This window comes from Mucilaginibacter terrigena (assembly GCF_004168255.1).
Classification (GTDB): Bacteria; Bacteroidota; Bacteroidia; order Sphingobacteriales; family Sphingobacteriaceae; genus Mucilaginibacter; species Mucilaginibacter terrigena.
The window spans coordinates 123,436-146,869 of the sequence record NZ_SEWG01000007.1 but is presented as its reverse complement, the minus strand read 5'-3'; the positions used below and the strand labels follow the sequence as shown (position 1 = coordinate 146,869).

Below are 23,434 nucleotides of genomic sequence, written 5' to 3'. Positions count from 1 at the left end.
CTTGATACTTGATACTAACTACTTGATACTATTATGAAGATAACCGAACATATAGCAAACGCCAACGGCAAAACGCTTTTTTCCTTCGAATTGATACCGCCTTTAAAAGGCCAGAGCATCCAGGGGATCTATGATGCGATAGACCCGCTAATGGAGTTTAAGCCGCCGTTTATTGATGTAACATCGTTGCGCGAGGATTATATTTATAAGGAGCATGAAACCGGCTTGCTGGAGAAACTTGCTTACCGCAAACGGCCGGGCACTATCGCCATTTGCGCGGCTATCATGAATAAATACAAGGTAGATACCGTTCCGCATTTGCTTTGTGGTGGTTTTACCAAGGACGAAACCGAGAACGGCCTGATAGACCTGCAATTTCTTGGTATCGATAACGTATTGGTGTTACGTGGTGACGCCCGCCGAGGTGATGCTTCATTCGTACCTACGCCCAACGGCCATTGCTATGCTACCGATCTGCTGCAGCAGGTAGTGAACATGAACAACGGCGTTTACCTGCACGAGCATTACGAAGGTATCCTAAAAACGGATTTCTGTATTGGCGTTGCCGGGTATCCTGAAAAACACTTCGAAGCCCCTAATCTAAAAACCGACTTTAAATACCTTAAACAAAAGGTTGATATGGGCGCGGGCTTCATCGTAACCCAGATGTTTTTTGATAACCAGAAGTATTTCGATTTTGTGAATAACTGCCGTGCCGAGGGGATTAACGTGCCGATAATACCGGGCCTGAAACCGATCACAACATCAAAGCAACTGGTTAATCTTTCTAAGACATTCCATATCGATATCCCCGAAACATTAAGCGATGCCATCCATGATTGCAAAGACGAAAAGAATGTAAAGGATATCGGTATCGAGTGGATGATAGAGCAGTGTAAAGAGCTGGTAAAATTCGGCGCACCGGTACTGCATTTTTACACCATGGGTAATCCGGGTCCAACAAAGAGGATCGCAGAGGCGATATTTTAGTCTTTAAAAATTGTCATGCTGAGCGATAGCGAAGCATCTAACCGCCGCCTTGTTTAATTAACATGGCAGCGGCTTTGTTTTACAGTATTTTTTCCAGGTGCACCAGCTTACCGTCAAAGTTCATCCCTTCTATCACAATTTTAAACCGGCGGCTGATATCATTATTGTAAAATTTGATCAGGTGCTCTTGTTTTTCTTTATCCAATATAATATTAGGTTCCCAGTATAAGGTGGTACGCAGGTCTGGTTTGCCTGTAACGGTTACAGCCGTTGCATAATCGGGACTAAAAAAATCCGTTACAGGTGTATACCCGGCTAAGGGCAGCGTTTTATTGTTTTTATCGTTATAAACAAAGCCTTTGCCACGTTTGGTGTAAACCGATATCACACCGCCAAACGCGCCAAATGCACCACCCATCGATGGATCGTATATTTTAATGTAGTCAATGTCCATCATAGGAGTATTGCGTATATCACCAGCGCTGGAGGCAAAATTGTTCAGGAAGAAAGCAACACCATCATTACGCCAAAGTACGGATGGTTCATTACCCAGCGGGTTACTAATTGTCATTCCGGGTACTTTGCCCTGCAGGTATTGGAATAATGAAACATAGTTTGTAGCCTTCGGGTCGTCGCCAACCAAAATATTGGTCGAAATGCCATCTTTAAATACGCCGGAGGTATAAACTTTATCCACCTTTTCATTCTTAGTTACAGCCTTGCCGCTTATGCTTACTTCTTTAAGCTGCCGGGTATTTTTAAGCTGCAGCATATACTCCTGCACACGCTGCGATAACTGTACGGGTTGGGTGCCTGCAGCAAGCGCCGTATCCGGTGCGGGTTTTATAAAAGGGTAGATGTACTTTTTCACCAGGCCATTATCAACCGATAACTTTACTTTATCCGACGCAAGATTTTTGTCCTGAAACTTAAAATACAGTTTAGCATCGCCGTAATAAATAAGGCCATCCCTGAAAAAGCCGGCATTCTCGCTTACCTGCAAAGGTAACATCACTGTGCTTTTGTCCGGCGTTTCAACAAATATGGTTGCGTAAGTGCCGGTTTTAAATCCATTTGCCTTAATACCGCTTACTTTACCGCTGATGCTTAAAAAACGGTGATCCGGTATGGTGTCGGTAAGTTTTTGAGTGGTATCGGTTCCCCAGTTGTATTTTCTCCATCCGTGGGTAAGCATCACAAGGTCTAACTCCTGGGCCGCCTTAGGAGTAGTATCGGTAAAGTAATAATATGGGTTAACTATTTTGCCCCGCAGATCGCCGGTTAACAGCAAATGTGTGATGATGTTATCCCTGTTTGCCAATGGGGTATCAACATCGGCATCGGTAACAGATACGGAATAATTAGACCGGATACTATCTTTAACTGATAATGTAATCTGGTTTAGCCTGCGGTTTTGCTTGTTAATACTTGTAAATACAGTATCTGCTTTAAAGCTATAATCGTGGTTGTTTACAAAAGTTATCCGCTCGGCTACAGGGGCCGAATTTTTATCGAAAACAGTGATATTTAAAATACCTGACGGAATATCCTTAACCGGTATAACGCCATTAGCCATTTCGGCACCCGACAGGTCTATTTTCACCATGTACGCTATATTGCCGCTGCAATGCGCCACAAGTGTTAACTGTTTATCAGCACCTGCCGCGTTTCCGGTGCGGAAGATCAAATATTTCTTTCCCTCTGCAACATCGGCAATGTGCAGGGATATACCGCCTGGCTTTGCAGGCGGTAATGGGGTAGTATGTTCCGTTCCGTCTGCCGTCTTCCAAATGGCAGTGTACGCCTGGTTGGGTTGCGGGATCATCACGAAAGTGCCCATCCCATCGTGCACGGTAGAAAACTCTGCAACAACGTTGCCATTATTCCTGATAACCCCGCCGGCCGTAACGGGCATCCCGTTTGCATCTGTAACCTTAAAAGCCATTAAGCAGGGCAATCCGTTTATCCAATCGCCGCCCTCTGGCAAAAAATGTATAACCGGGGCCGGGGCATTAACCGGCGGCAGTTTAATCAGGTTTACTACCGATAGTTGTTTCATATAAACAAAGCTGCTATCACTTTTTAGCATAGCCTCGGTATAGGCCCGGCAATAAATGGCGTGTATGGCTGTATCGGTTGGCAATACCATATTGCCCGACGCGGTAGATTCAAATATGGGTGCGGTTAAGCGGTTTAATAATTTGCCATTCTCGTCAAGCAGCTCCATATAAAAGTTTTTACCGGCACGAGACCGCTGCGAACCTGTAAAAAGATAAGCTTTAAACCAAACGGTATCGCCGCTCACATAACTGCTTTTATCGTAATGAATGTAGATCTTTTCGTGCGGATAATGCTGCAATTGATAATTTACAAGCCGGCCAATATTTTGACCAATACAAATATGCCCGCAAAGCAATAGCGCGGAAGCAAAAATCAGCCGTGTAAAAAAGCGGTTCATACAGGTTTAGAAATAAAGCATTAAAATAGCAATTTGAATTGTTATTAGTAACCCAGTATCAGGCTAAAAATATAAAAGCCGGACTGAACAGCCCGGCTTTTATAATATAAAACAGAATTAATTATATCCCTTCGCCTTTTAGTTTTGATGCCGCTACCAATGCACGGTATGCATTTACAATACCACCTGTTTTAGATAGGGTTGTAAAATCAACCTTTTCGGTCTGGCTGCCGGGTTTTAAAACCAGGGTACCATTTAGCGGTGTTGCCGATTCCATTAATACCTGTTTAAGCTGCTTAGCGCTCAGGTTTGGATAATACTCTAAAACCAGCGCGGCTATACCTGTGGTAATTGGCGAGGCAAAGCTGGTACCATCGGCAGTGTTAAATTCGGCATCCATATTTACAGATGTTACCTTAACGCCGGGTGCAAATACATCCACATTTTTTTTACCGTAGTTGCTGAAATCGCCGGCAAGGTTAACGCCCAGCCTGTCGCCCGATGCACCAACGTTGATCACATTATCCGCATCAACCCCAGAACCATCCTCAAACATATCATTAGGGAACTCCGGTTTGGCATCCACGTCCTCATTGTCGTTACCGGATGCCTGCACCAGCAGCACATTTTTTGAAGCAGCGTATTTAAAGGCTTCGTCAACCCAGGCCTTATGCGGCGATAATTTTTTACCAAAGCTCATGTTAATGATCTTCGCGCCGTTATCAACCGCGTAATGTATGGCGTTTGCCACGTCTTTATCGTACTCGTCGCCATTGGGCACGGCTTTAAGGGCCATTATCCTTACATTGTCGGCAACGCCGTCAATGCCATATTTGTTACCGCGCACAGCGCCTATAAGGCCTGCTACGCCTGTGCCATGCTCTGCATCCGGAAATTTTAGCAGATTGCTGCCATAGGGTTTGCCATCGTTTACATCCGGGTCATCGCCTACAATACGTTTACGGGCGTCAAGGTCGGGGTTAAGGTCGTTATTTAATTTTGCAAGGTATTCACTTAGCTCACTAATGATCTCCGCATTGTTTTTATTGTCGCCCTCCTGCTCAAAAACCGAAAGCCAAACCGCCTTACTTCTGCTTACTGTATCGGTGGCTGTAGCTATTTTTAACAGATCGGCTTTTTTAAAGGATGCACCCGATTTTAAGTTAAGCGCTTTTTTTAAATAACCGCTGGTAGCCATTAAAGCGTTCATTACCGGCTGCAGCTGCCCTGTTTCGGTTTTAGCTTTATTTACCGTAGCATCGTGTGTAAGCTTCACTTTTTCCCAGTAGGCAAACTCCTTTTCGCTGCCTGACGGTGCCGATGCACGGTCGATGTACTTAGCTTTTAGCCTGTTATATTCCCGTATCTCTTCGGTGGTTTCGGTAAAATCGCATTTGCCGCCGGGCCCGCCCAAAAAGTTCCAGCCGTGTATATCATCAATATAACCATTCTTATCATCGTCGATACCGTTACCGGGGATCTCTTTAGTGTTTACCCATAGCACGGGTTTAAGATCGGCCTGTGCGGTATCAATGCCGCTATCGATAGTGGCAACCACAACCGTTTTGCTTTTTTTCCCTTTTACAAATAAGTAAGCCTGGTTTAAACTAATGCCAAAGTAGCCGTCTGTTTTAAGGTCTAACAGGTGCCAGTTTTTTGGCGGCTCGGCCGATGGTTTGGGGGCTACCTGTGCTGTTGTGTTAAAGTTTACCAGTAGGGTGCCGCTTAACAAAACGCCCGTAATTATTTTGCAAATTTTATACATATTTTAATAATCGTTTTTATAATTTATTCATTAAAGCCCCCTCTAAATCTCCCCCGGTAGGGGAGACTTTAATCTGATTTTTTTAAAAGCCCTCCCTTTCGGGGAGGGTTTGGGTGGGGCTTATTGCTTACAAGTCGAATTTAATACCCTGCGCTAAAGGCAACGTTTTAGAATAGTTTATAGTATTGGTTTGGCGCCTCATATATACTTTCCATGCGTCGCTTCCGCTCTCACGGCCGCCGCCGGTTTCTTTTTCGCCCCCAAAGGCGCCGCCTATTTCGGCACCCGAAGTACCGATGTTAACGTTGGCAATGCCGCAATCAGAACCCGCGTATGAAAGGAAAGTTTCTGCTTCGCGCAGGTTATTGGTCATAATAGCCGATGACAGGCCCTGCGGCACACCGTTCTGCAGTTCGATAGCTTCATCAAGGTCCGAGTATTTTATTAAATAAAGGATAGGGGCAAAAGTTTCGTGCTGTACTATTTTAAAGTGATTCTCTACCTCTGCAATACAGGGCTTCACATAACAGCCCGATGAATAGGCCCCGCCTTCCAGCTTACCGCCTTCAACAACAAACCTGCCACCTTCGGCCTTGCATTTCTCGATAGAATCGAGATACAAAGCTACCGCGTCCTGGTCAATAAGCGGGCCCATGTGGTTGTTCTCATCCAGCGGGTCGCCAATTTTTATCTGGCCATAGGCGCTAACCAATTTTTGTTTAAACGCCTCGTAAACACTCTCATGGATGATCAGTCTGCGGGTGCTGGTACAACGCTGCCCTGCTGTGCCCACCGCGCCAAATACCGCGCCTATGAGCGACATATCCAGGTCGGCATTTTCGGTGATGATAATGGCATTGTTGCCGCCAAGCTCTAACAGGCTTTTGCCAAGCCTTGCGCCAACCGCGGCGCTAACCGCCTTGCCCATACGGGTAGACCCTGTTGCCGATACCAGCGGCACACGCGTATCGTTGCTCATCAGTTCGCCAATCTGGCGGTCGCCAATTACCAGGCAGCTTACGCCTTCTTCAATATTATTACGTTTAAAAACTTCCTGCGCTATATGCTGGCAGGCAATGGCCGTTAAAGGTGTTTTTTCGGATGGTTTCCAGATGCAAACATCGCCGCAAACCCAGGCCAGCGCAGCGTTCCAGCTCCATACCGCAACCGGGAAGTTAAATGCCGATATTATGCCAATTATCCCCAGCGGGTGGTACTGCTCGTACATTCGGTGCTCGGGGCGTTCGCTGTGCATGGTGAGGCCATATAGCTGGCGGCTAAGTCCAACGGCAAAATCGCATATGTCTATCATCTCCTGCACCTCGCCGTAACCTTCCTGCAGGCTTTTGCCCATTTCGTAGGATACCAGCGTACCCAGCTGTTTTTTATTTTCGCGCAGCAATTCGCCTATCTGGCGCACTATTTCGCCGCGTTTTGGGGCCGGCACTTGTCGCCAGGTTTTAAAGGCTTTTTTAGCCGTTTCAATAACCGCATTATACTCATCCGCGGTAGCATATTTTACCGATGCTATTTTTTTACCATCGGTTGGCGATACAATATCTTTTGTAACAGCATTGGCGCTGCTACCCCATTGATTGCCAGTACTAAACGCATCGTTAATGTCGTTTATATGTAAATGATCAAGAATATCTTTTATTGCTAAGCTCATAATTGGTACTTTTGTCAAAGGTAAAAATCTTTAGGGCAATTATCTTCAACTCATCGCCTGCCGGCTAAAATGCTTTACATTTATTATCAGCCATTTGTATTAACGCTTGTTTAATAATGTTTGTATGTTGAAAACTTAATTGCATTGAGGATGCTTATTATTGTAATTTGAACTCATGTTTAAGCCTTGCGGATAAACATCCGCCGGGTAAATATGGTGTTCTGCAAATAAACTTGAATGGAAGAAGAATTTGAATTTGGTTTTACCGAAGATCCAAAGTTTTCGGTAGAACGGTACGAAGAGATGATCCGCAATCATGATCAGTACTTTTTTGACGCGCAGGCGTTCGAGAACATTATAGACTACTACATAGAAAAGAACGACCCGGCAAAAGCCCTGCAGGTATCAGAGTATGCCCGTAACCAGCACCCGTTTGCCGCTGTGTTCCTGATAAAACAAGCCCAGTTATTGGTTGTCACCAATCGTGCGAGCGAGGCATTCGCCGCCCTTGATAAGGCCGCCATGCTGGAAGCCAGCGATGCCGATATTTACATCATTCGTGGTAACCTGTACGAGAGTATGGAACGCAACGCCGAGGCCTTAGAGAATTACGAAAAGGCGCTTGACCTGGCCGAAGAAACAGACGAGATACTACTGCACATTGCCTACGTTTACCAAAACATGGGCGATTACGATACCGCCATTACCTACCTTAAGCTTTGCTTAAAACAAAATATGGAAAACCAGGACGCCCTGTACGAACTGGCCTTTTGCTACGATGTTTTGGATAACCAGGAGGAGAGCGTTCAGTTTTACCAGCAGTATATTGATAACGAGCCTTACAGCTACGCCGCCTGGTATAACCTGGGTAACGCCTATACCAAACTTAGCCTGTTCGAAAAAGCTATCGATGCTTACGATTACGCCATCCTGATCAAAGACAGCTTTGCATCGGCCTACTTTAACAAAGGTAACGCCCTGGTTAACCTTGAGAAGTATGCCGAAGCGATTGAGGTATATCGCCAGACGTTTGAATACGAGCAGCCTAATGCCGATACTTATTGTGCCATAGGCGAGTGTTACGAAAAGCTGGAGCAGATGGACGAGGCGCGGTCGTTCTATAAAAAATCGGTTAAGATGGACCCTAAGCTGGCCGATGCCTGGTTTGGTATTGGGGTAACCTTAGATTTTGAAGAGCGCTATTTTGAAGCCTTGCACTTTTACAAAAAAGCCCTTGACCTTGATATTGCCAACGCCGATTATTGGTTTGCCATTGCCGATGCCGAGTACAAGCTGGGCCACATGACCGAAGCCGAGAACGCATACGAAAAGGTGGTAGAACTTAACCCGCTTGATGTGGATGCCTGGCTGGATTATTCATCCATATTATATGAGCAAAAAAGGCTTAAAGATGCCATCGAGGTGATATCGCAGGCCATTAAAAATAACCCGGATGCTGCCGAGCTGTACTATCGTATGGTAGCTTACCTGTTTGCAAAAGGCGAATACAACGAAGCCCTGAACTACCTGGAAATGGCCCTGGCATCCGACCCGGAGAAACATTATATCCTGTTTGATTACCTGCCGCAGTTGCAGGAGAACAAGGTGATCATCGATATTATAAACCGGTATACAAAGTAGCCCCCGATAGATGAAATGGTAAAAGGTTGCAGGCTAACCGGCTATAGCAATCCCTGGCGCTCAAACTATTTTTATGGGTAATTGCGCCTGCGCTAATTAGTTTATAATGGGGTGTTGATAATTATTATTAAAAACCCTTCCAGTTGCTATAAATTCTGTTTACGTTTGAATTTTTTGCTGATGTAGCTTTCATTAATTTTTTACCTAAGAATTTAATGTTACGCGTAGACAGCAGTAAGCCTTGCCAAATTATTTATGCCATTGCCCGGCACGATTACCTGTCGTACGTTATAGAGCCGCACATTGTGCAGCTAAACCCCAACGGTGAGTTTTCTTTTACCCATCAGCGCTTATTCAGTAACACGGCCGAAGAGTTTGCACATTGTATTGACGATACCGACCGCAAGCTTATTAAAGTTTTAGAAGATATCGAACAGGGGAACATTATCAAAAAATTCTACAAGAAACCTATCCGGCCGTTCGAGTTTTTTGCCAAGGTGTTTAACGACCAGCTTTTTGATACCATCCGGCCAAAAATTGAAAAAAAACTGGTAGAGGCCCTGGCTTTAATAGGCAGCGGTAAAAAGCAGATCTACCTGATGAGCAAGGAGGGCTATCCGGCCGGGCGCAAGCTGCATATTGCTGATGAGCCGGCTTCGGTGCTATTCCACTTCCGCCGCAGCGAAGAAGAAATCAGATATTTCCCTACTATCAAATACCAGGGCATGCGCATCGAGTTTATGTTTAAAGATGCCGAGGTGATCTGCAACCACCCCGCCTGGATGCTGCTTGACGATACCCTTTACTATTTTGATAAGGAGATAGAAGGAAAAAAGCTGCAGCCCTTTTTGAACAAACGATTTATATCCATCCCAAAATCATCGGAACAATCGTACTTCGAAAAATTTGTTGCCCCGCTGATAGAGAAGCATAACGTTTACGCCGAGGGCTTTACCATCAACACCGAAAAGTATGACGCAACAGCTTTTGTAAAACCAATATATGTTGAAGGCGGCACCTCGCAGCTGCAATTATATTTTAAATACGCGGGTTATATTTTCCCTTACGGGGATGGCAGGCATGTATCGGTGCGGATGGAACGCACCGGCAACGACTATCTCTTTCATCGTATTAAGCGCTCGGTTGCATGGGAAAAAGGGAAACTGCAGCAGTTGGAAGCGATGGGGTTAAAAACCGTATCGTCGCTGTTCCAGAACCTGGAGGTTGCCGCGCACGATGAGGGTGGCGACCGTTCCTTCCCCGTTTTTGAATGGCTTAACCAGCACCACGACGAACTGATAGAAAAAGGCTTTGAATTGGAACAGCCCGACGGACAAAAGCGCTATGTATTTGGCAATACTAAAATAGACCTGGAGATAAGCGAAAATAACGACTGGTTTGATATTAACGCCGTAGTTTACTTTGGGCCATACCGGATCCCTTTTATCCAGTTAAAAAACCATATCCTTAACCATAAAAAAGAATTTGTGCTGCCATCCGGCGAGATAGCGGTTATCCCCGAAAGCTGGTTTTCGCAATATGGTAACCTGTTGCATTTTGCCGAGGGCGGCGACCACCTGAAACTGCGCAGGCACCACATTGGTTTAGTGAACGACCTGTCGGGCGGCGAAATGGCCGAGGTGGCCATGAACCGTAAACTGCAAAAGCTTACCGATTTTGAAGAAACCGAAGATGTGCCCATGCCGCTTAATTTTGTAGGCCACCTGCGCCCTTACCAAAAGGCGGGTTACAACTGGTTTCACTTTTTAAAGGAGTACCACTTTGGCGGCTGCCTGGCCGATGATATGGGCCTGGGTAAAACCATACAAACCCTTGCCTTGCTGCAAAAGCACAAGGAAGATACCGAAGAGGCCGGTAGCAAGGCTACCTCGCTGGTAATTATGCCCACCTCGCTGATATATAACTGGCTAAACGAGGCCAAAAAGTTCGCCCCGCAGTTGAGGCTAATGGTGCATACGGGGGCGTTCCGCTACAAATCGGCAGAAGTGTTTGCCAATTACGATGTGGTGATAACTACCTATGGCATCAGCCGGATAGATATTGAAATGTTTAAGGCCTACTTTTTTGATTATGTGATATTGGACGAAAGCCAGAACATCAAAAACCCGTCGTCAAAATCGTTCCAATCGGTAAGGCAGCTAAAATCCAGGTTTAAATTGATCCTGAGCGGTACACCGGTAGAAAACTCGGTTAATGATCTGTGGACCCAAATGTCGTTCATCAACCCCGGCTTATTGGGCGCGCAGCAGTTTTTCCAGAACGAGTTTGTAACGCCGATAGAAAAGAAAAAGGATGAAGAGAAAGCCCGCAAGCTACAGGCTATCATCAAACCATTTGTACTGCGCCGTACCAAGGAGCAGGTAGCAACCGAGTTGCCGCCCAAAACCGAGAACCTTTTTTATTGCAAGATGAGCGAAGAGCAGGCCGAGGTGTACGACAAGGTAAAATCGGAATACCGAAACGAGTTGCTGCGCAGTATTGAGGACGGCACCTACGCCAAAACCCAAATCCAGGTGTTACAGGGACTGATAAAACTGCGGCAAATAGCCAACCACCCGGCCATGATAGATGCGGAATACGAAGGCGACAGCGGCAAGTTCGAGAATGTTACCCACACGCTTACCAATGTTTTGGATGGCGGGCATAAGGTGCTTATTTTTTCGCAGTTTGTAAAACAGCTTAGCATATACCGCAACCATTTTGATAAAGAGGATATCCCTTACGTTTACCTGGATGGCAGTACCCAAAACCGGGGCGATGTGGTTAAGCAGTTCCAGGAGGATGCCAGGACAAGGGTGTTCCTCATTTCGATAAAAGCGGGGGGTGTTGGCCTTAACCTTACCGAAGCCGACTACGTTTTTATACTTGACCCATGGTGGAACCCGGCGGTAGAGCAGCAGGCCATAGACCGTACGCATCGCATCGGCCAAACCAAAAACGTTTTCATTTATAAATTCATCACCAAAGATACGGTTGAAGAAAAGATCCTGGCACTGCAGCAGCGCAAACTAAGCGTTGCCCGCGCCCTTATCACCACCGAAGACAGTTTCATTAAGTCGCTTACGGCAGAGGATATTAAGGAGATATTGGGGTAACCATACATGCAAACCTGGGGCCAATACGCGCCCAAAATGTTCACGTTCACGTTTGCGCATGCAGCATGCTTTTTTGTAAATGCCTCATAATCAGGTATCAAAAGGTTTAAATGGTGACACAATACTGCCACCATTTCATGTTTAAATAATCATATGATTCCCTCCCAAGGGTATAGCCCATGAATAGACAGGATTAAATTAAAGTCGTTGGACTGAGCGATTCCTTCCCTACGGGAGGCTGTAGGGAGGGGTTTATGCGATATACTTAGCTTATAAACCCCTCCCTGCCACAACACAGGCCATCGCACCCCTTTCCCAAGGAGGGAATTTAAGCTGCCCGATAACTCCTTTGATATATGATGGGCTCTATTGCAGTCGCCCGGCTCCGGCCGAGCGATCAATATTACACGGCGTCCCGCCGCAGTCTTAAAATTATCAACCAGGCGGCCAGAGGCCTACAAATAGTCATCACCCGGCCGGAGCCGGGCGATTGCTTTGAAAACCATGTGCAACAAAAAAGGCTGATGAAACATCAGCCTTGGGTATCTAAATTATTTCTTCGCTATTCTATACAATTTCCCACTATCGGTCAGGCCGTATAAAGCGCCGTCTTTACCGGTTACAAGGGCTCGCCAGCGTTCGTTTTTATCGCGCAGCAAACGCTCTTCGCCTACCACTTTATTGTTCCTGATTATCAGCCTGGCAATATGCGCGCCGCTTAAGCCGCCAACAAAAAGGTTATTCTTCCACTCGGCTATATTGCCTGTATAAAAAGTGATACCACCCGGCGATATGGTTGGGTCCCAATAATAAATGGGTTGGGTAACACCTTCTTTTTGCTGTATACCGTCGCCTACCTTTTCGCCGCTGTATTCTATGCCATAGGTAACCACCGGCCAGCCATAATTATTGCCGGGTTTAATAATGTTGATCTCGTCGCCCCCGCGCGGGCCAAACTCGGCTTCCCAGAGTTCGCCTGTTGCCGGGTTCCAGGCCAAACCATCCGGGTTGCGGATGCCGTATGCATAAACCTCGGGCAGCGCATTGGCTTTCCCGGCAAAAGGGCCTCCCGCCACGGCTTTGCCTGTTTTGGTGATATGAATTATCTTGCCAATGCCCGCGCTCAGGTCCTGCGCCTTCATGCGGATATCGTTGCCGCTGCGTTCGCCGGTACTTACAAAAAGGTTACCCTGTTTATCAAATACAATGCGGCAACCATATTGTAAAGTGCCTTTATAAGCAGGCCTGGCCCGGTATATTACAGTTACGTTCTCCAGTTTGCTTTCATCTGCCGATAACCTGCCTTTGGCTATTGCCAGTAAGGATCCGCCCTCCGCTTGTTCGGCATATCCCCAATAGATCATTCGGTTTGCAGCAAATGCAGGGTCGATGATAACATCAAGCAAACCACCCTGGCCGCGAAATAAGATGGCAGGTAAACCGGCTATCTGTTTGTCAAATTCGCCGGTTGCCTTTAAAATGCGCATGGTGCCGGCTTTTTCGGTCACCAGGAAACGGCCGTCAGGCAGTACATGAATGCCCCAGGGATTTTTTAACTGGCTGTTGATAATGCTTACCACAACCGGTGTTTTGGTTTTTACACCGCCTATGCGGGTTTGGCCTTTAAAAGCCGGTTTATAAGTGCTGTTGGGGGTTTGTGTTTCTACAGGGGGCAGCGTGGTATCGCGCTGTACGGGTGTTGCCGCGTTACAAGCCGTAATTGCAGCACAAAAACTTAAGGCCAGCAAAAAGGCATTCTTTTGTAAGATCATCGTTATCAGTTTTAGTTTAGAAATATCGCTATTCGGTATGGATTTGCCGCGATCAATTGAATATTGTAACAGATAAAATACTTTTTAGATCTAAGCCACATGCAATACATAACGCTTATTGCATCTAAAAATTCCCATGTTAAACAAAACCATCTGAATATTGTAATTTGCATAACTTACCAATACTGCTATCACATTTTACAAGCATGGATAAAATATCTATCGCATACAGCCTTATTGCTTCCCGGCTTTTAACTTGCTTTTTGTAACATTGTACAAATTTTAAGATTGACAGCCTCCGCCAAAAAAATATTCTCGCACCTTATTAAAGCAACCATACTTGTTTTAGCTTTTTTATTTATATACAACAAGTTTTCGGGCAAAAATGAGAGCCTTAAACAATTTGAATCATTAACAGCGGTTATAAGCACCGGCCGGGTTATTTATACCTTATCGGCTGTGGTGTTGCTGATGGTTTTAAATTGGTTTTTAGAAAGCCTGAAATGGCAGTACCTGGCAAAAAAATTAACCGCTATATCGGTATGGGTGGCTGTAGAAGCCGTTTTTTGCGGGCTAACCTGGGCTATCTTTACCCCAAATAGAATAGGCGAGTATGGCGGCCGTGTAATGTTCCTGCCAAACCGTAAACGCATACACGGGGTTTTTGCCATGGCGGTGGGTGCATTTGCGCAAAACGTGATAACTAACCTGGTGGGTATCCTTGCTTCGTTATGGTTCATTTATCATTTCTTACCTGTAAACATGTGGTTGTATTTAGGTATAGTGGCATTATCCCTTGTTTTTTTAGGGCTGTTCCTGCTTTTTTATTTCAATATAAGCTGGCTGGTTACCTGGCTTAACCGCATCAAATTCCTCAGGAAATACAACCGCTTTTTCGATATAATGGGCAGGTATAATACCAACGAGCTTTGGGTAGTTTTTGGATACAGCCTGGCACGCTTTTTTGTATTCTCGCTGCAATATTATTTAGTGATACACCTGCTGCTGCCCGGCATCCCGTTTTACAGCATGATGATGACTGTATTTGTTTTCCTGTTCATTCAATCGGCCATGCCATCGTTAGACCTGCTTGACATCGGCGTACGCAGCTTTACCGCCATGCATTTATTTTTATATGTAACCAACCAGCAAATAGCTATTATTGCAGCGGTATCATCCATATGGCTGATAAACCTTATTATCCCTGCCATTATAGGTTCGGTATTTGTTTTTAAACTGAAATTTTTTGACCGCACTGCATAGTATCATCTCCTTATTGCTAACAGGCCTGTACCTGCTGGTTGTTGCCTACTTAATAAAGGGCTGGGCGGCATTAAAGCGCCCCGCAACTGGCAACGCGCCTTTAAACACAAAAGTAACCGTACTTATAGCCGCCCGTAACGAGGCAGCGCGCATCCGTTATACCATTGATGATATTATTGGGCAGGATTACCCTAAACACCTAACCGAAATTATTATTGTAGACGACCACTCTACCGATGATACCGCCGCCATTATACGCAGCTATGCCACGCATGGCGTAAAGCTTTTACAGCTAAACGAAGATAAGCCGCTAAACTCCTATAAGAAAAAGGCCATTGCCGAAGCTATTGCATTATCAACCGGGGAGTTAATGGTTTGTACCGATGCCGATTGCCGTATGGGCAGCCAGTGGCTTTCGTCGATTGTGGGGTATTACGAAACACAGCAAGCGGTAATGATATCATCGCCGGTAACCTATTTTGAAGAGGTATCGTTATTTGAGCGCCTGCAAACGCTGGAGTTTTCGTACCTGATAGGTATCGGCGCGGCATTTATAGGCAACGGCCGGGCATCAACCTGTAACGGGGCCAATTTTGCTTACCGCAAGGATGTTTTTTATGAAGTGGGCGGGTTTAAAGGGATAGACGACCTGGCATCGGGCGATGACGAACTGCTGCTGCAAAAGGTAGCGGAGGTTTATCCTGAAAAAATCGGGTTTTTTAAAAGCCGCGAAGCGATAGTATTTACTCATGCCAAGCATACCCTGCAGGAGTTTTTGCAGCAGCGCAGGCGCTGGGCATCAAAATCAACCCGGTATAAAGATAAAAAAGTGGTGGCGCTGGCGGTTTGCATCTGGCTGTTTAACCTTTCGCTGCTGGTAAATGCCGGGCTGGGCTTCTATAATATCTTTTATTTAAAGCTTTTTTTAGTTCAGTTCCTGTTAAAATATGTGATTGAAGTTGGTTTTTTGTTACCCATAACCGCGTTTTTTAAGCGATCGAACCTGGTTGGCCTGCTTGTAATTCTTATCCCTATACATATTGTTTATTTTGTGTACGTTGGCCTTATTGGCAACACCCGTAAATATGCCTGGAAAGGCCGCATTGTAAGGTAAATGTGCCCTATTTTTATATCTGCTCAAAAAAAAGGAACTGTGCTACACTAAAAAAAGAATATTTAGCTATTTTAGGCTACCTAAAACTCAATGCAAAATAACAACGATAGTTCTGGCGAAGACGAATTGATAAGGCTGCTGCTTAAAAGGCAGTCGGAGTTAAACTCGTTATTGGAAGTTACCAGGGCTATTAACAAAAACACCCCAACCCCAACATTGATACAAATGCTGGAGGTTATCCTTAAAAATTACTTACAGGTTGGCAAGTTTCGCTTTTTGATAGAGAAGGACGGCGCGTATAGCTGCATCTCCAAATATGGCGGGGATATAGAAACCGCTGTTACACTAAACCAAACCTGGGCGCATTTAAACAAAATAAGATCGCCGGCCGAGCTAACGGGCCATGCCGATAATGTGCTGTGCCGATATAATTATTTTATCCCCATATACCACAAAAATAAAGCCCTGGCATTCGCGCTTATTGGCGATTTCAACACCTCGGGCGATATGCTTAACAACGACCTGAACTTTATCCAGACCCTGATCAACGTAATTGTGGTGGCGTTAGAGAATAAGAAGCTTTTCCGCGAGCGTTTGCAGGCCGAGCGCTTTCAGCGCGAAATGGAGCTGGCTGTTGAAGTGCAGAACATGCTTATCCCCCTAAGGGAACATAAAGAAGAAGGGGTAGAGGTTGGCGCCAAATACCTGCCGCACCAGGATATAGGCGGCGATTATTTCGACTTTTTTCGCCTCAACGAAAATGAATTTTTATGGTGTATTGCCGATGTATCGGGCAAGGGAATATCGGCGGCTTTGCTGATGGCAAATTTCCAGGCCAGCCTGCACGGTTTGGCAGCGATTGAAGAGGACCTTACCTCGGTTGTGGAGCGGCTGAATAAAATTGTAATAAATAATACCAAAGGCGAGCGCTTTATTACGCTGTTTTTGGCCAAGTATAACGAGAAGACCCGGAAGCTTAATTACATAAATGCCGGCCACAACCCAACCATACTATACTCCGAAGGGGAGGCGGTACCGCTTAAGCTGGGCACAACCATGATAGGCGCATTTGACGAATTACCTTTTTTAAACGAGGGCGAAATAGATATTGAGCCGGGCAGCCTGATATTTAATTATACCGATGGCCTGATGGATTACGACTCGCAAAATTTGAAGAATTGGGACGAGGATAAACTGCTGGAATTTGTGGCGCTGAATGGTGAGCTAAACCCGGATGAGTTTAACGAAGCCCTGATGGGCCATATAAACCACGTTGTAAAAGGTAAACCCATTGATGATATCACCTTGCTAACGTTAAGGATCTCGTAAAAAAAGACACCTTTTTAGGAGTTTGGAGGGTTCAATATCACCAGTAATTCGTTCAGTTCGTCAACCTTTTCTGCCGAGCCCAAGTGCTCATAGGCGCTGATGAGGTTGCGCAGTACACGCTTAATAATTTCGGCGTTTGAGCAAGGCTCGTAAAACTGCTTATCAAACTGCAGGTTCAGCTGCTTTAAAAACATATCCACATCGCGCCGCCCAAAAATGAAGCCTTTGTTAAAAGCGTTTATGTAAAACAGGATGCCGCCCTCAAACTCGGTCTCGGGGTTTTCATCTAAATAGGCCAGTATAAAATGCTGCGGCAGGTTAACCCCGTAAACCGGGATATCCAGCTTTTGGGCTATGATGGAATAAATAATGGCCAGCGAGATCTGGTTGCCTTTTTTGGTTTCCAGCACCTGGCTTATGTAGCTGTTTTGCGGGTCGCGGTGGTTGGTGGTATTGCCGCTGAACCCATGGATGCTGTAAAATACGTGGTTCATCAGCTTAACCTGTTCAACCGGGCTGGCCTCGTTCATCATCTGTATCCAGATGTCGCGTTTAATAGATTCTATCTGGTTAATAACCTTTTGCTCATCCAGGTCGGGGTATTGGTAGCGGTTAATGATCAGGATGCCTTGCAGCAGGTCGAAGCCACCGCTCTGATGCCAAAGCTTCAGGTCGTTTTTTACGATGCCAAACTGGATCTCGTGCACCAGGTTTGCAATGCGTTCCTGCTGTACGGGGTCAAAGGCTTGTTCAAAAGCATCTTCGAGGTATTGGATGGCCTCGGGGCCGTACGAGAGCAGCTTTTGATGAACGTGCCCGTATATTTCGGTATCGGGGTCGTCCAGTAAACGAATGAGTGAATTAACTTCTGTAGGATTAATCATTTCTCTAATGCTAAAATACTAAACGTTTTAATATTTTTACAGCTATGTTCAATTTAACGTTCGCAAAGGATTTTCTGTTGCACAGGCTTAAGTCAAAAAACCGTCATGGTTTGCACTCGCCGTTTGTGTACCGTTTGGTAGATGAGGTTATCTATGATAAAAAGCCCTATCCGATATATGATAGTATTGAACAGCAGCGCGACCAGCTATTGATAGATGACCGCCACATCACCATTACCGACCTGGGCGCAGGCTCGCATGTAAACAACAATAAACAGAAAAAAATAAGCGCCATTACGCTGAATGCCTTAAAACCGCCTAAGCTGGCCAAATTGCTTTATCGGCTTGCGGCATTCACCAGGCCCAAAAACATTGTAGAATTAGGTGCCTGCCTGGGCATAACCACCCTGTACCTGCATGCCGCCGCACCCGATGCCAAAATTTTTACCCTGGAAGGCTGCCCCCAAACCGCGGGTGTTGCTAAAGATGTATTTGACAGGGCAGGGGTTAAGGATATTAATGTTATTACCGGCAACTTTGACGATACCCTGCCCAATGTAATTGCCGGGCTGGATAAGCTTGACTTTGTATATATCGACGGCAACCACCAGCGCGATGCCACCCTTAAGTATTTTGAATGGTGCCTGCCCAAAGTGCACGAAAACACCATGCTGATATTTGATGATATTTACTGGAGCGAGGGCATGAAACAAGCCTGGGCGCAAATAAAAGCCCATCCCGATGTAACCGCCACGGTTGACCTTTACTGGATAGGCCTGGTTTTCTTTAAGCCAGGGCAGGCGAAGGAAGACTTTAAGATACGAGTGTAAGGGAGTTCATGGTTGATGGTTCATAGATCATAGTGGGAACATAAAACGATTGGTTTATAAATCATAGCAGCAGCTACCATGAACCATGATCTATGAACTATATGCTGCTAAACTAAAACGCTTCCCCTAATCCCACATATACACCGCTTTGCCTGCTTTCGCCGGGGCGTTTTTCACCAACGCCATAGTCTACGCGGATGCTGAGGCCTTTTTGCACGTCGAAGAAGTAACGCAGTCCGCCGCCATAATTTGGCTTTAGCTGGCTGGCGCTAAACTCTTTGTTAAATACTTCGCCGGTGCCTATAAAGCCTACAATACCAAAACGTTCGCTCATACGGTAGCGTAGTTCGGTTTGTCCGGCTATCAGGTTGCGGTCGCGGAAACGGCCGTTGTAATAGCCGCGCATCATCTCGTCGCTGCCCAGGGCGGGCAACAGGTAAAACGGCGATTGGCTGCCCGTCATGTTCTGGCTTTGGATATCAAACCCCAAAACAAACTTTTTGCTTAGCGCAAAAAACTGGGTAAACTCTACATTCAGGAAACCGCCACTGTAACCGCTGTTGCCCCCTACACCATTCATGATATTAAAATAACTGGTTAAGGTGCTGCCTTTGGTAGTATAGGTATTATTGTTACGGCTATCGAATATAAAAGTTGGGCCTACATACAGGATAGTACCCCCATGTTTACCCTCAATGCCTGGGTCGGTAGCGAAGATGCCGGTGCTTTCCTGGTCGTTAAAGCGGTAATCATAGCCGCCGCCAACAAGGCCTATGTAAATGTTGCTGCTTATCTTTTTTTCGCCGGTAAAAGTTACCCGTACACGTTTTTGGCCCAGGCGGTCGGCATCGGCCTTGCGGGTATTGTTACCTATTCCATAAAAATCAAACGGGAAATTAATATAGCCAGCCTGCCCGGTAAAATGATAATTGTTATGTGGTGCCCAGTAGCTGGTGCTCAGGTTTAAACGGCTCTGGCCTTTGGTGGTGAGGGTGGCGTAAGCAAATATGTTTGATACACGGGTATCGTTGCCAGCCGTATCGGTATAAAAAGAATAAAGTGCCGAGCCACCCGCCTCCAGTCCTGTTTCGGGGGCCGAACTTATTACCGGCAGCACCACAAAGCTGGCTTTTTTGGTGGTATCTTTTTCAAAATACATTTTGCGGATGAATTTTGGCAATAGCTTTACCTGCCCAAAAACCGGCTGGATAAGCACGGAAAGTAGTATGATAGTGATAAATTTTTTCATGTAATAAGCTTCTTGAGCTTAAAGACTAAAGCTGAAAGCTTTCCAGGATATTTTTGCTTTTGGCTTTCTGCTTTTGGCTTTCCGCTTTGTAACAAAGGTAAATTTAAAGCGCTTGTTTTACCGAATTTGTAATTTAAAATTCTGATGTGCGCAAAATACTTAGTTTTGCAGAATAATAAAGAGCAAACAATATGAGCACAGCAAGAGGCCCTATATCTCAGTTCATCGAGAAAAATTACCTGCATTTTAATGCAGCGGCATTAATGGACGCAGCCAAAGGTTACGAAACGCATTTAACCGAAGGCGGCAAAATGATGGTGACCATTGCAGGTGCCATGAGTACCGCCGAATTAGGCATCTCGCTTGCCGAAATGATCCGCGAGGGTAAAATTGATATTATATCGTGTACAGGCGCCAACCTGGAGGAAGATATCATGAACCTGGTAGCGCACTCGCATTACAAACGCGTACCTAACTATCGTGATCTTAGTCCGCAGGACGAGTGGGACCTGTTAGAGAACCATTACAACCGCGTAACGGATACCTGTATCCCCGAAGAAGAAGCCTTCCGCAGGTTGCAGAAGCATATTTACAAGATCTGGAAAGATGCTGATACCGCAGGTGAGCGTTACTTCCCGCATGAATTCATGTACAAAATACTGCTGAGCGGCGAACTGGAGCAATATTACGAAATAGACCCAAAAAACTCGTGGATGCTGGCAGCTGCCGAACGCAACCTGCCAATTGTTGTACCGGGCTGGGAAGACTCTACCATGGGTAACATCTTTGCATCGTACGTTATAAAGGGCGAGGTAAAGGCCACCACCATGAAAAGCGGTATCGAATACATGGCATGGCTGGCCGACTGGTATCCTAAAAATTCGGGAGGTAAAGGCGTGGGATTTTTCCAGATAGGCGGTGGTATAGCCGGCGATTTCCCGATATGCGTAGTACCTATGCTTTACCAGGATATGGAAATGCAGGATATCCCTTTCTGGAGCTACTTTTGCCAGGTGAGCGATTCTACTACGTCATACGGTTCGTACTCGGGCGCGGTGCCAAACGAAAAAATTACCTGGGGCAAACTGGATATCAACACCCCTAAGTTTATTGTTGAGAGCGATGCAACTATAGTTGTGCCGTTGATATTTGCCTGGATACTAAAGCAATAATTAACTTATAGAGACCAAAATGCCCCTTTTGAATAAATTTCGAAATGGGCTTTTTTATGCGATACAATAACCGTGTTTATACTACTGTTGCCTTTTTAAATCCATCAGGGAACATCACGGTTACCAGTACTGCTATCAGCAGCACATTAAATTCGATGCCGTTACGGCCGCCGCCTACAACATACCATCCTTCCTTCAAATGAACCATAACTATCCCGGCAATTAATATGATGATGGTTAAAATGGCCGCAGGCTTTACGTACCGGTTAAACAAAAAACAAAATGCACATACAATATGCGATAGTTTTATTGCCCATGCCAGGGGCAGGCCAATAGGGGCAAAGCCAGCTTCGTTAAGGTATAATTTTCCAAAGTTGTTAATGCCGTTATCAAACATCCCGGGGATGCTATGCATTAAAAGGATTACGGCAACTACCAGGCGCAGTAAAAAGGTGTTGTTTGTGATATTCATAAAAGCCGGGGGTTTTAATAATGGTCAATAGCTAAGTTATGGTACAAATGTTAATATCCGCGGTGGTAATTTTGTAACAGGTGGCTAAATTATAGGGGCCTGTTATCAGCCGTTTAAAAAGTTTATTGTACTTTTAAGCTAACTCCTAATTTCGGCGTTTGATATTTGCCCGGATGCTAAAACAATAACCCGCATTTAAAAGTATTACAAATAATATCTTTTGTGCTTAAGTATCAATAATATACAAAAAATGCCTTCAGGGGTATTTAAAGGGCTTTTATCAATAATTTAGAACGATTATAAATTAGATATTGCTGTCATTATATTGTCAGCGATACTGTAATAAGTTATACTTTTGTGCCTGAAAAAGTGGCAAAAACATACAGCTCTACGTCCGTTTAACACTTTAATATAAAATTATTTAGCATAAATACCTTTTATGAGAAATATCTCATTGATTTTTAAACAGTTTTCAAGGTCGGTTTTACTGGTTGCCGGTTTGGTTGTTTATGGGCTAACAGCCCAGGCGCAGGCAGATGCAGCAAAAGGTGAAGCTATATTTAAGGCCAAGTGTACCGCGTGCCATAAAATAGAGACGCGTTTAACCGGCCCGGCCTTAGGCCCGCAGTTAACATCTGAAACAGATGATGCATACCTAACCAAATGGATACAAAACAGCCAGGCGTTAGTTGCTGCTAAAAACCCGAAAGCGGTTAAGATCTTCAACGAATTTAACCAGGTTACCATGACCTCGTTTGAAGAGCTTAGCGATGCCGATGTAGGTAACGTAATAACTTACGTACGTACCGAGTGGAAAAAAATGCAGGACGATACCAGTAAAAAACCTCCAGTCCCTACCGAACCAAGCGGCCCAAGCAGCCTGGTTGTATGGAGCCTTATAGGTGTTATCCTTATCGCTTTCATTGTTATCCTGGTATTAAACAAGGTTATTGCAACACTTGAGCGTTTACTGTTAAACAAACAAGGCTTACTGCCGGAAGAAGAAGAAACTACCGATGAGGAAGCAAAAGCTAACCGTTTAGCTACCGTAAAAAAGCTGCTTAAGAATAAAAAACTTGTGTTTTTTATAGTGCTTTGCGGTACCATTGCAATGGGCAGCTTTAGCTGGGTAACCATGTGGAACACCAACGTTCACCAGGGTTACCAGCCGGTACAACCCATTAAATACTCGCACGAACTGCACGCAGGTGTAATGAAGTTAGAGTGCCAGTACTGCCACACCGGCGCGTTCAAATCTAAAAACGCTTCGATACCATCGCTGAACGTTTGTATGAACTGCCACAAATCGGTTAAAACAGAATCTCCTGAGATCCATAAAATTTACGATGCTTTAGGTTACGACCCTAACACCGCTAAATACGATAGCACTAAAGCTAAGCCAATGCAGTGGGTGCGCGTGCACAACCTGCCCGATCTGGCTTACTTTAACCACTCGCAACACGTTAAGGTGGGTAACATTAAATGCCAAACCTGCCACGGCCAGGTTCAGGAAATGAAGGAAGTATACCAATACTCGCCGCTTACCATGAAATGGTGTATACAGTGCCACAAACGTACCGAGGTTAACGGAAAAGGTAACGCTTACTACGATAGCATACTTGCTGCCCACGATAAAATTAAAAAGGGCGAGAAGGTTACCGCGGCTGTTTTAGGCGGTATTGAATGCGGCAAGTGCCATTATTAATAATT

The 23,434-nt window shown here is 45.3% G+C and carries 16 protein-coding genes; 9 read left to right on the top strand and 7 right to left on the bottom strand.

Annotated elements, in window-relative coordinates:
- Positions 1 to 33 precede the first annotated feature (33 nt).
- Complete coding sequence (gene metF / locus EWM62_RS16705; RefSeq protein ID WP_129877818.1) at positions 34 to 990, top strand: methylenetetrahydrofolate reductase [NAD(P)H]; 957 nt, start codon at positions 34 to 36, stop codon at positions 988 to 990.
- Between the two features lie 79 nt (positions 991 to 1,069).
- On the opposite strand, the gene EWM62_RS16700 is transcribed toward metF, so the two are convergent.
- The 3 genes from EWM62_RS16700 to amaB form a co-directional block, all read right to left on the bottom strand.
- Positions 1,070 to 3,448: a hypothetical protein gene (locus EWM62_RS16700; RefSeq protein ID WP_129877817.1), complete on the bottom strand. Its 2,379-nt coding sequence runs from the start codon at positions 3,446 to 3,448 to the stop codon at positions 1,070 to 1,072.
- A 121-nt stretch (positions 3,449 to 3,569) separates the two neighbouring features.
- On the bottom strand, positions 3,570 to 5,213 hold the full coding sequence (locus tag EWM62_RS16695; RefSeq protein ID WP_129877816.1) for a S8 family serine peptidase: 1,644 nt from the start codon (positions 5,211 to 5,213) through the stop codon (positions 3,570 to 3,572).
- Between the two features lie 127 nt (positions 5,214 to 5,340).
- Complete coding sequence (amaB, locus tag EWM62_RS16690; RefSeq protein ID WP_129877815.1) at positions 5,341 to 6,882, bottom strand: L-piperidine-6-carboxylate dehydrogenase; 1,542 nt, start codon at positions 6,880 to 6,882, stop codon at positions 5,341 to 5,343.
- Between the two features lie 237 nt (positions 6,883 to 7,119).
- Here amaB and EWM62_RS16685 point away from each other — a divergent pair, with 237 nt between their 5' ends.
- Together EWM62_RS16685 and EWM62_RS16680 are read left to right on the top strand one after the other, a co-directional pair.
- The gene (locus EWM62_RS16685) at positions 7,120 to 8,523 is read left to right on the top strand and encodes a tetratricopeptide repeat protein (RefSeq protein WP_129877814.1); all 1,404 of its coding nucleotides are present in this window, start codon (positions 7,120 to 7,122) and stop codon (positions 8,521 to 8,523) included.
- Between the two features lie 215 nt (positions 8,524 to 8,738).
- Complete coding sequence (locus EWM62_RS16680; protein ID WP_129877813.1) at positions 8,739 to 11,639, top strand: DEAD/DEAH box helicase; 2,901 nt, start codon at positions 8,739 to 8,741, stop codon at positions 11,637 to 11,639.
- A gap of 551 nt (positions 11,640 to 12,190) precedes the next feature.
- On the opposite strand, the gene EWM62_RS16675 is transcribed toward EWM62_RS16680, so the two are convergent.
- Complete coding sequence (locus tag EWM62_RS16675) at positions 12,191 to 13,411, bottom strand: PQQ-dependent sugar dehydrogenase (RefSeq protein ID WP_129877812.1); 1,221 nt, start codon at positions 13,409 to 13,411, stop codon at positions 12,191 to 12,193.
- Positions 13,412 to 13,699: 288 nt separating this feature from the next.
- On the opposite strand from EWM62_RS16675, the gene EWM62_RS16670 reads away from it, so the two are divergent.
- The 3 genes from EWM62_RS16670 (at position 13,700) to EWM62_RS16660 (ending at position 17,117) form a co-directional block, all read left to right on the top strand.
- Positions 13,700 to 14,674, top strand: a complete 975-nt coding sequence (locus EWM62_RS16670) for a lysylphosphatidylglycerol synthase domain-containing protein (protein WP_129877811.1) — start codon at positions 13,700 to 13,702, stop codon at positions 14,672 to 14,674.
- Positions 14,658 to 15,788 carry a glycosyltransferase family 2 protein gene (locus tag EWM62_RS16665; protein WP_129877810.1) on the top strand — a complete coding sequence of 377 codons (1,131 nt, stop codon included), beginning with the start codon at positions 14,658 to 14,660 and terminating at the stop codon, positions 15,786 to 15,788. Before EWM62_RS16670 ends, EWM62_RS16665 begins: the two co-directional genes overlap by 17 nt.
- Positions 15,789 to 15,878: 90 nt before the next feature.
- On the top strand, positions 15,879 to 17,117 hold the full coding sequence (locus EWM62_RS16660; RefSeq protein WP_129877809.1) for a PP2C family protein-serine/threonine phosphatase: 1,239 nt from the start codon (positions 15,879 to 15,881) through the stop codon (positions 17,115 to 17,117).
- Positions 17,118 to 17,131: 14 nt separating this feature from the next.
- On the opposite strand, the gene EWM62_RS16655 is transcribed toward EWM62_RS16660, so the two are convergent.
- Positions 17,132 to 18,001: a transglutaminase family protein gene (locus tag EWM62_RS16655; protein ID WP_129877808.1), complete on the bottom strand. Its 870-nt coding sequence runs from the start codon at positions 17,999 to 18,001 to the stop codon at positions 17,132 to 17,134.
- 44 nt (positions 18,002 to 18,045) lie between these two features.
- Here EWM62_RS16655 and EWM62_RS16650 point away from each other — a divergent pair, with 44 nt between their 5' ends.
- Positions 18,046 to 18,831, top strand: coding sequence for an O-methyltransferase (locus EWM62_RS16650; protein ID WP_129877807.1), 786 nt, complete (start codon positions 18,046 to 18,048; stop codon positions 18,829 to 18,831).
- A 112-nt stretch (positions 18,832 to 18,943) separates the two neighbouring features.
- Here the strand turns inward: EWM62_RS16650 and EWM62_RS16645 are convergent, their stop codons facing one another.
- The gene (locus EWM62_RS16645) at positions 18,944 to 20,080 is read right to left on the bottom strand and encodes a BamA/TamA family outer membrane protein (protein ID WP_129877806.1); all 1,137 of its coding nucleotides are present in this window, start codon (positions 20,078 to 20,080) and stop codon (positions 18,944 to 18,946) included.
- A gap of 191 nt (positions 20,081 to 20,271) precedes the next feature.
- On the opposite strand from EWM62_RS16645, the gene EWM62_RS16640 reads away from it, so the two are divergent.
- On the top strand, positions 20,272 to 21,252 hold the full coding sequence (locus EWM62_RS16640) for a deoxyhypusine synthase family protein (protein ID WP_129877805.1): 981 nt from the start codon (positions 20,272 to 20,274) through the stop codon (positions 21,250 to 21,252).
- A 76-nt stretch (positions 21,253 to 21,328) separates the two neighbouring features.
- On the opposite strand, the gene EWM62_RS16635 is transcribed toward EWM62_RS16640, so the two are convergent.
- Positions 21,329 to 21,724: a DoxX family membrane protein gene (locus tag EWM62_RS16635; protein ID WP_129877804.1), complete on the bottom strand. Its 396-nt coding sequence runs from the start codon at positions 21,722 to 21,724 to the stop codon at positions 21,329 to 21,331.
- A gap of 439 nt (positions 21,725 to 22,163) precedes the next feature.
- Here EWM62_RS16635 and EWM62_RS16630 point away from each other — a divergent pair, with 439 nt between their 5' ends.
- Positions 22,164 to 23,429 carry a cytochrome c3 family protein gene (locus EWM62_RS16630; RefSeq protein ID WP_129877803.1) on the top strand — a complete coding sequence of 422 codons (1,266 nt, stop codon included), beginning with the start codon at positions 22,164 to 22,166 and terminating at the stop codon, positions 23,427 to 23,429.
- The last annotated feature ends 5 nt before the right edge of the window (positions 23,430 to 23,434 follow it).

Excerpts from the sequence above, each read along its gene's own strand:
- metF (WP_129877818.1), top strand. The coding sequence starts at position 34 with ATGAAGATAACCGAACATATAGCAAACGCCAACGGCAAAACGCTTTTT.
- EWM62_RS16700 (WP_129877817.1), bottom strand. The coding sequence starts at position 3,448 with ATGAACCGCTTTTTTACACGGCTGATTTTTGCTTCCGCGCTATTGCTT.
- EWM62_RS16695 (WP_129877816.1), bottom strand. The coding sequence starts at position 5,213 with ATGTATAAAATTTGCAAAATAATTACGGGCGTTTTGTTAAGCGGCACC.
- amaB (WP_129877815.1), bottom strand. The coding sequence starts at position 6,882 with ATGAGCTTAGCAATAAAAGATATTCTTGATCATTTACATATAAACGAC.
- EWM62_RS16685 (WP_129877814.1), top strand. The coding sequence starts at position 7,120 with ATGGAAGAAGAATTTGAATTTGGTTTTACCGAAGATCCAAAGTTTTCG.
- EWM62_RS16680 (WP_129877813.1), top strand. The coding sequence starts at position 8,739 with ATGTTACGCGTAGACAGCAGTAAGCCTTGCCAAATTATTTATGCCATT.
- EWM62_RS16675 (WP_129877812.1), bottom strand. The coding sequence starts at position 13,411 with ATGATCTTACAAAAGAATGCCTTTTTGCTGGCCTTAAGTTTTTGTGCT.
- EWM62_RS16660 (WP_129877809.1), top strand. The coding sequence starts at position 15,879 with ATGCAAAATAACAACGATAGTTCTGGCGAAGACGAATTGATAAGGCTG.
- EWM62_RS16655 (WP_129877808.1), bottom strand. The coding sequence starts at position 18,001 with ATGATTAATCCTACAGAAGTTAATTCACTCATTCGTTTACTGGACGAC.
- EWM62_RS16650 (WP_129877807.1), top strand. The coding sequence starts at position 18,046 with ATGTTCAATTTAACGTTCGCAAAGGATTTTCTGTTGCACAGGCTTAAG.
- EWM62_RS16645 (WP_129877806.1), bottom strand. The coding sequence starts at position 20,080 with ATGAAAAAATTTATCACTATCATACTACTTTCCGTGCTTATCCAGCCG.
- EWM62_RS16640 (WP_129877805.1), top strand. The coding sequence starts at position 20,272 with ATGAGCACAGCAAGAGGCCCTATATCTCAGTTCATCGAGAAAAATTAC.
- EWM62_RS16635 (WP_129877804.1), bottom strand. The coding sequence starts at position 21,724 with ATGAATATCACAAACAACACCTTTTTACTGCGCCTGGTAGTTGCCGTA.
- EWM62_RS16630 (WP_129877803.1), top strand. The coding sequence starts at position 22,164 with ATGAGAAATATCTCATTGATTTTTAAACAGTTTTCAAGGTCGGTTTTA.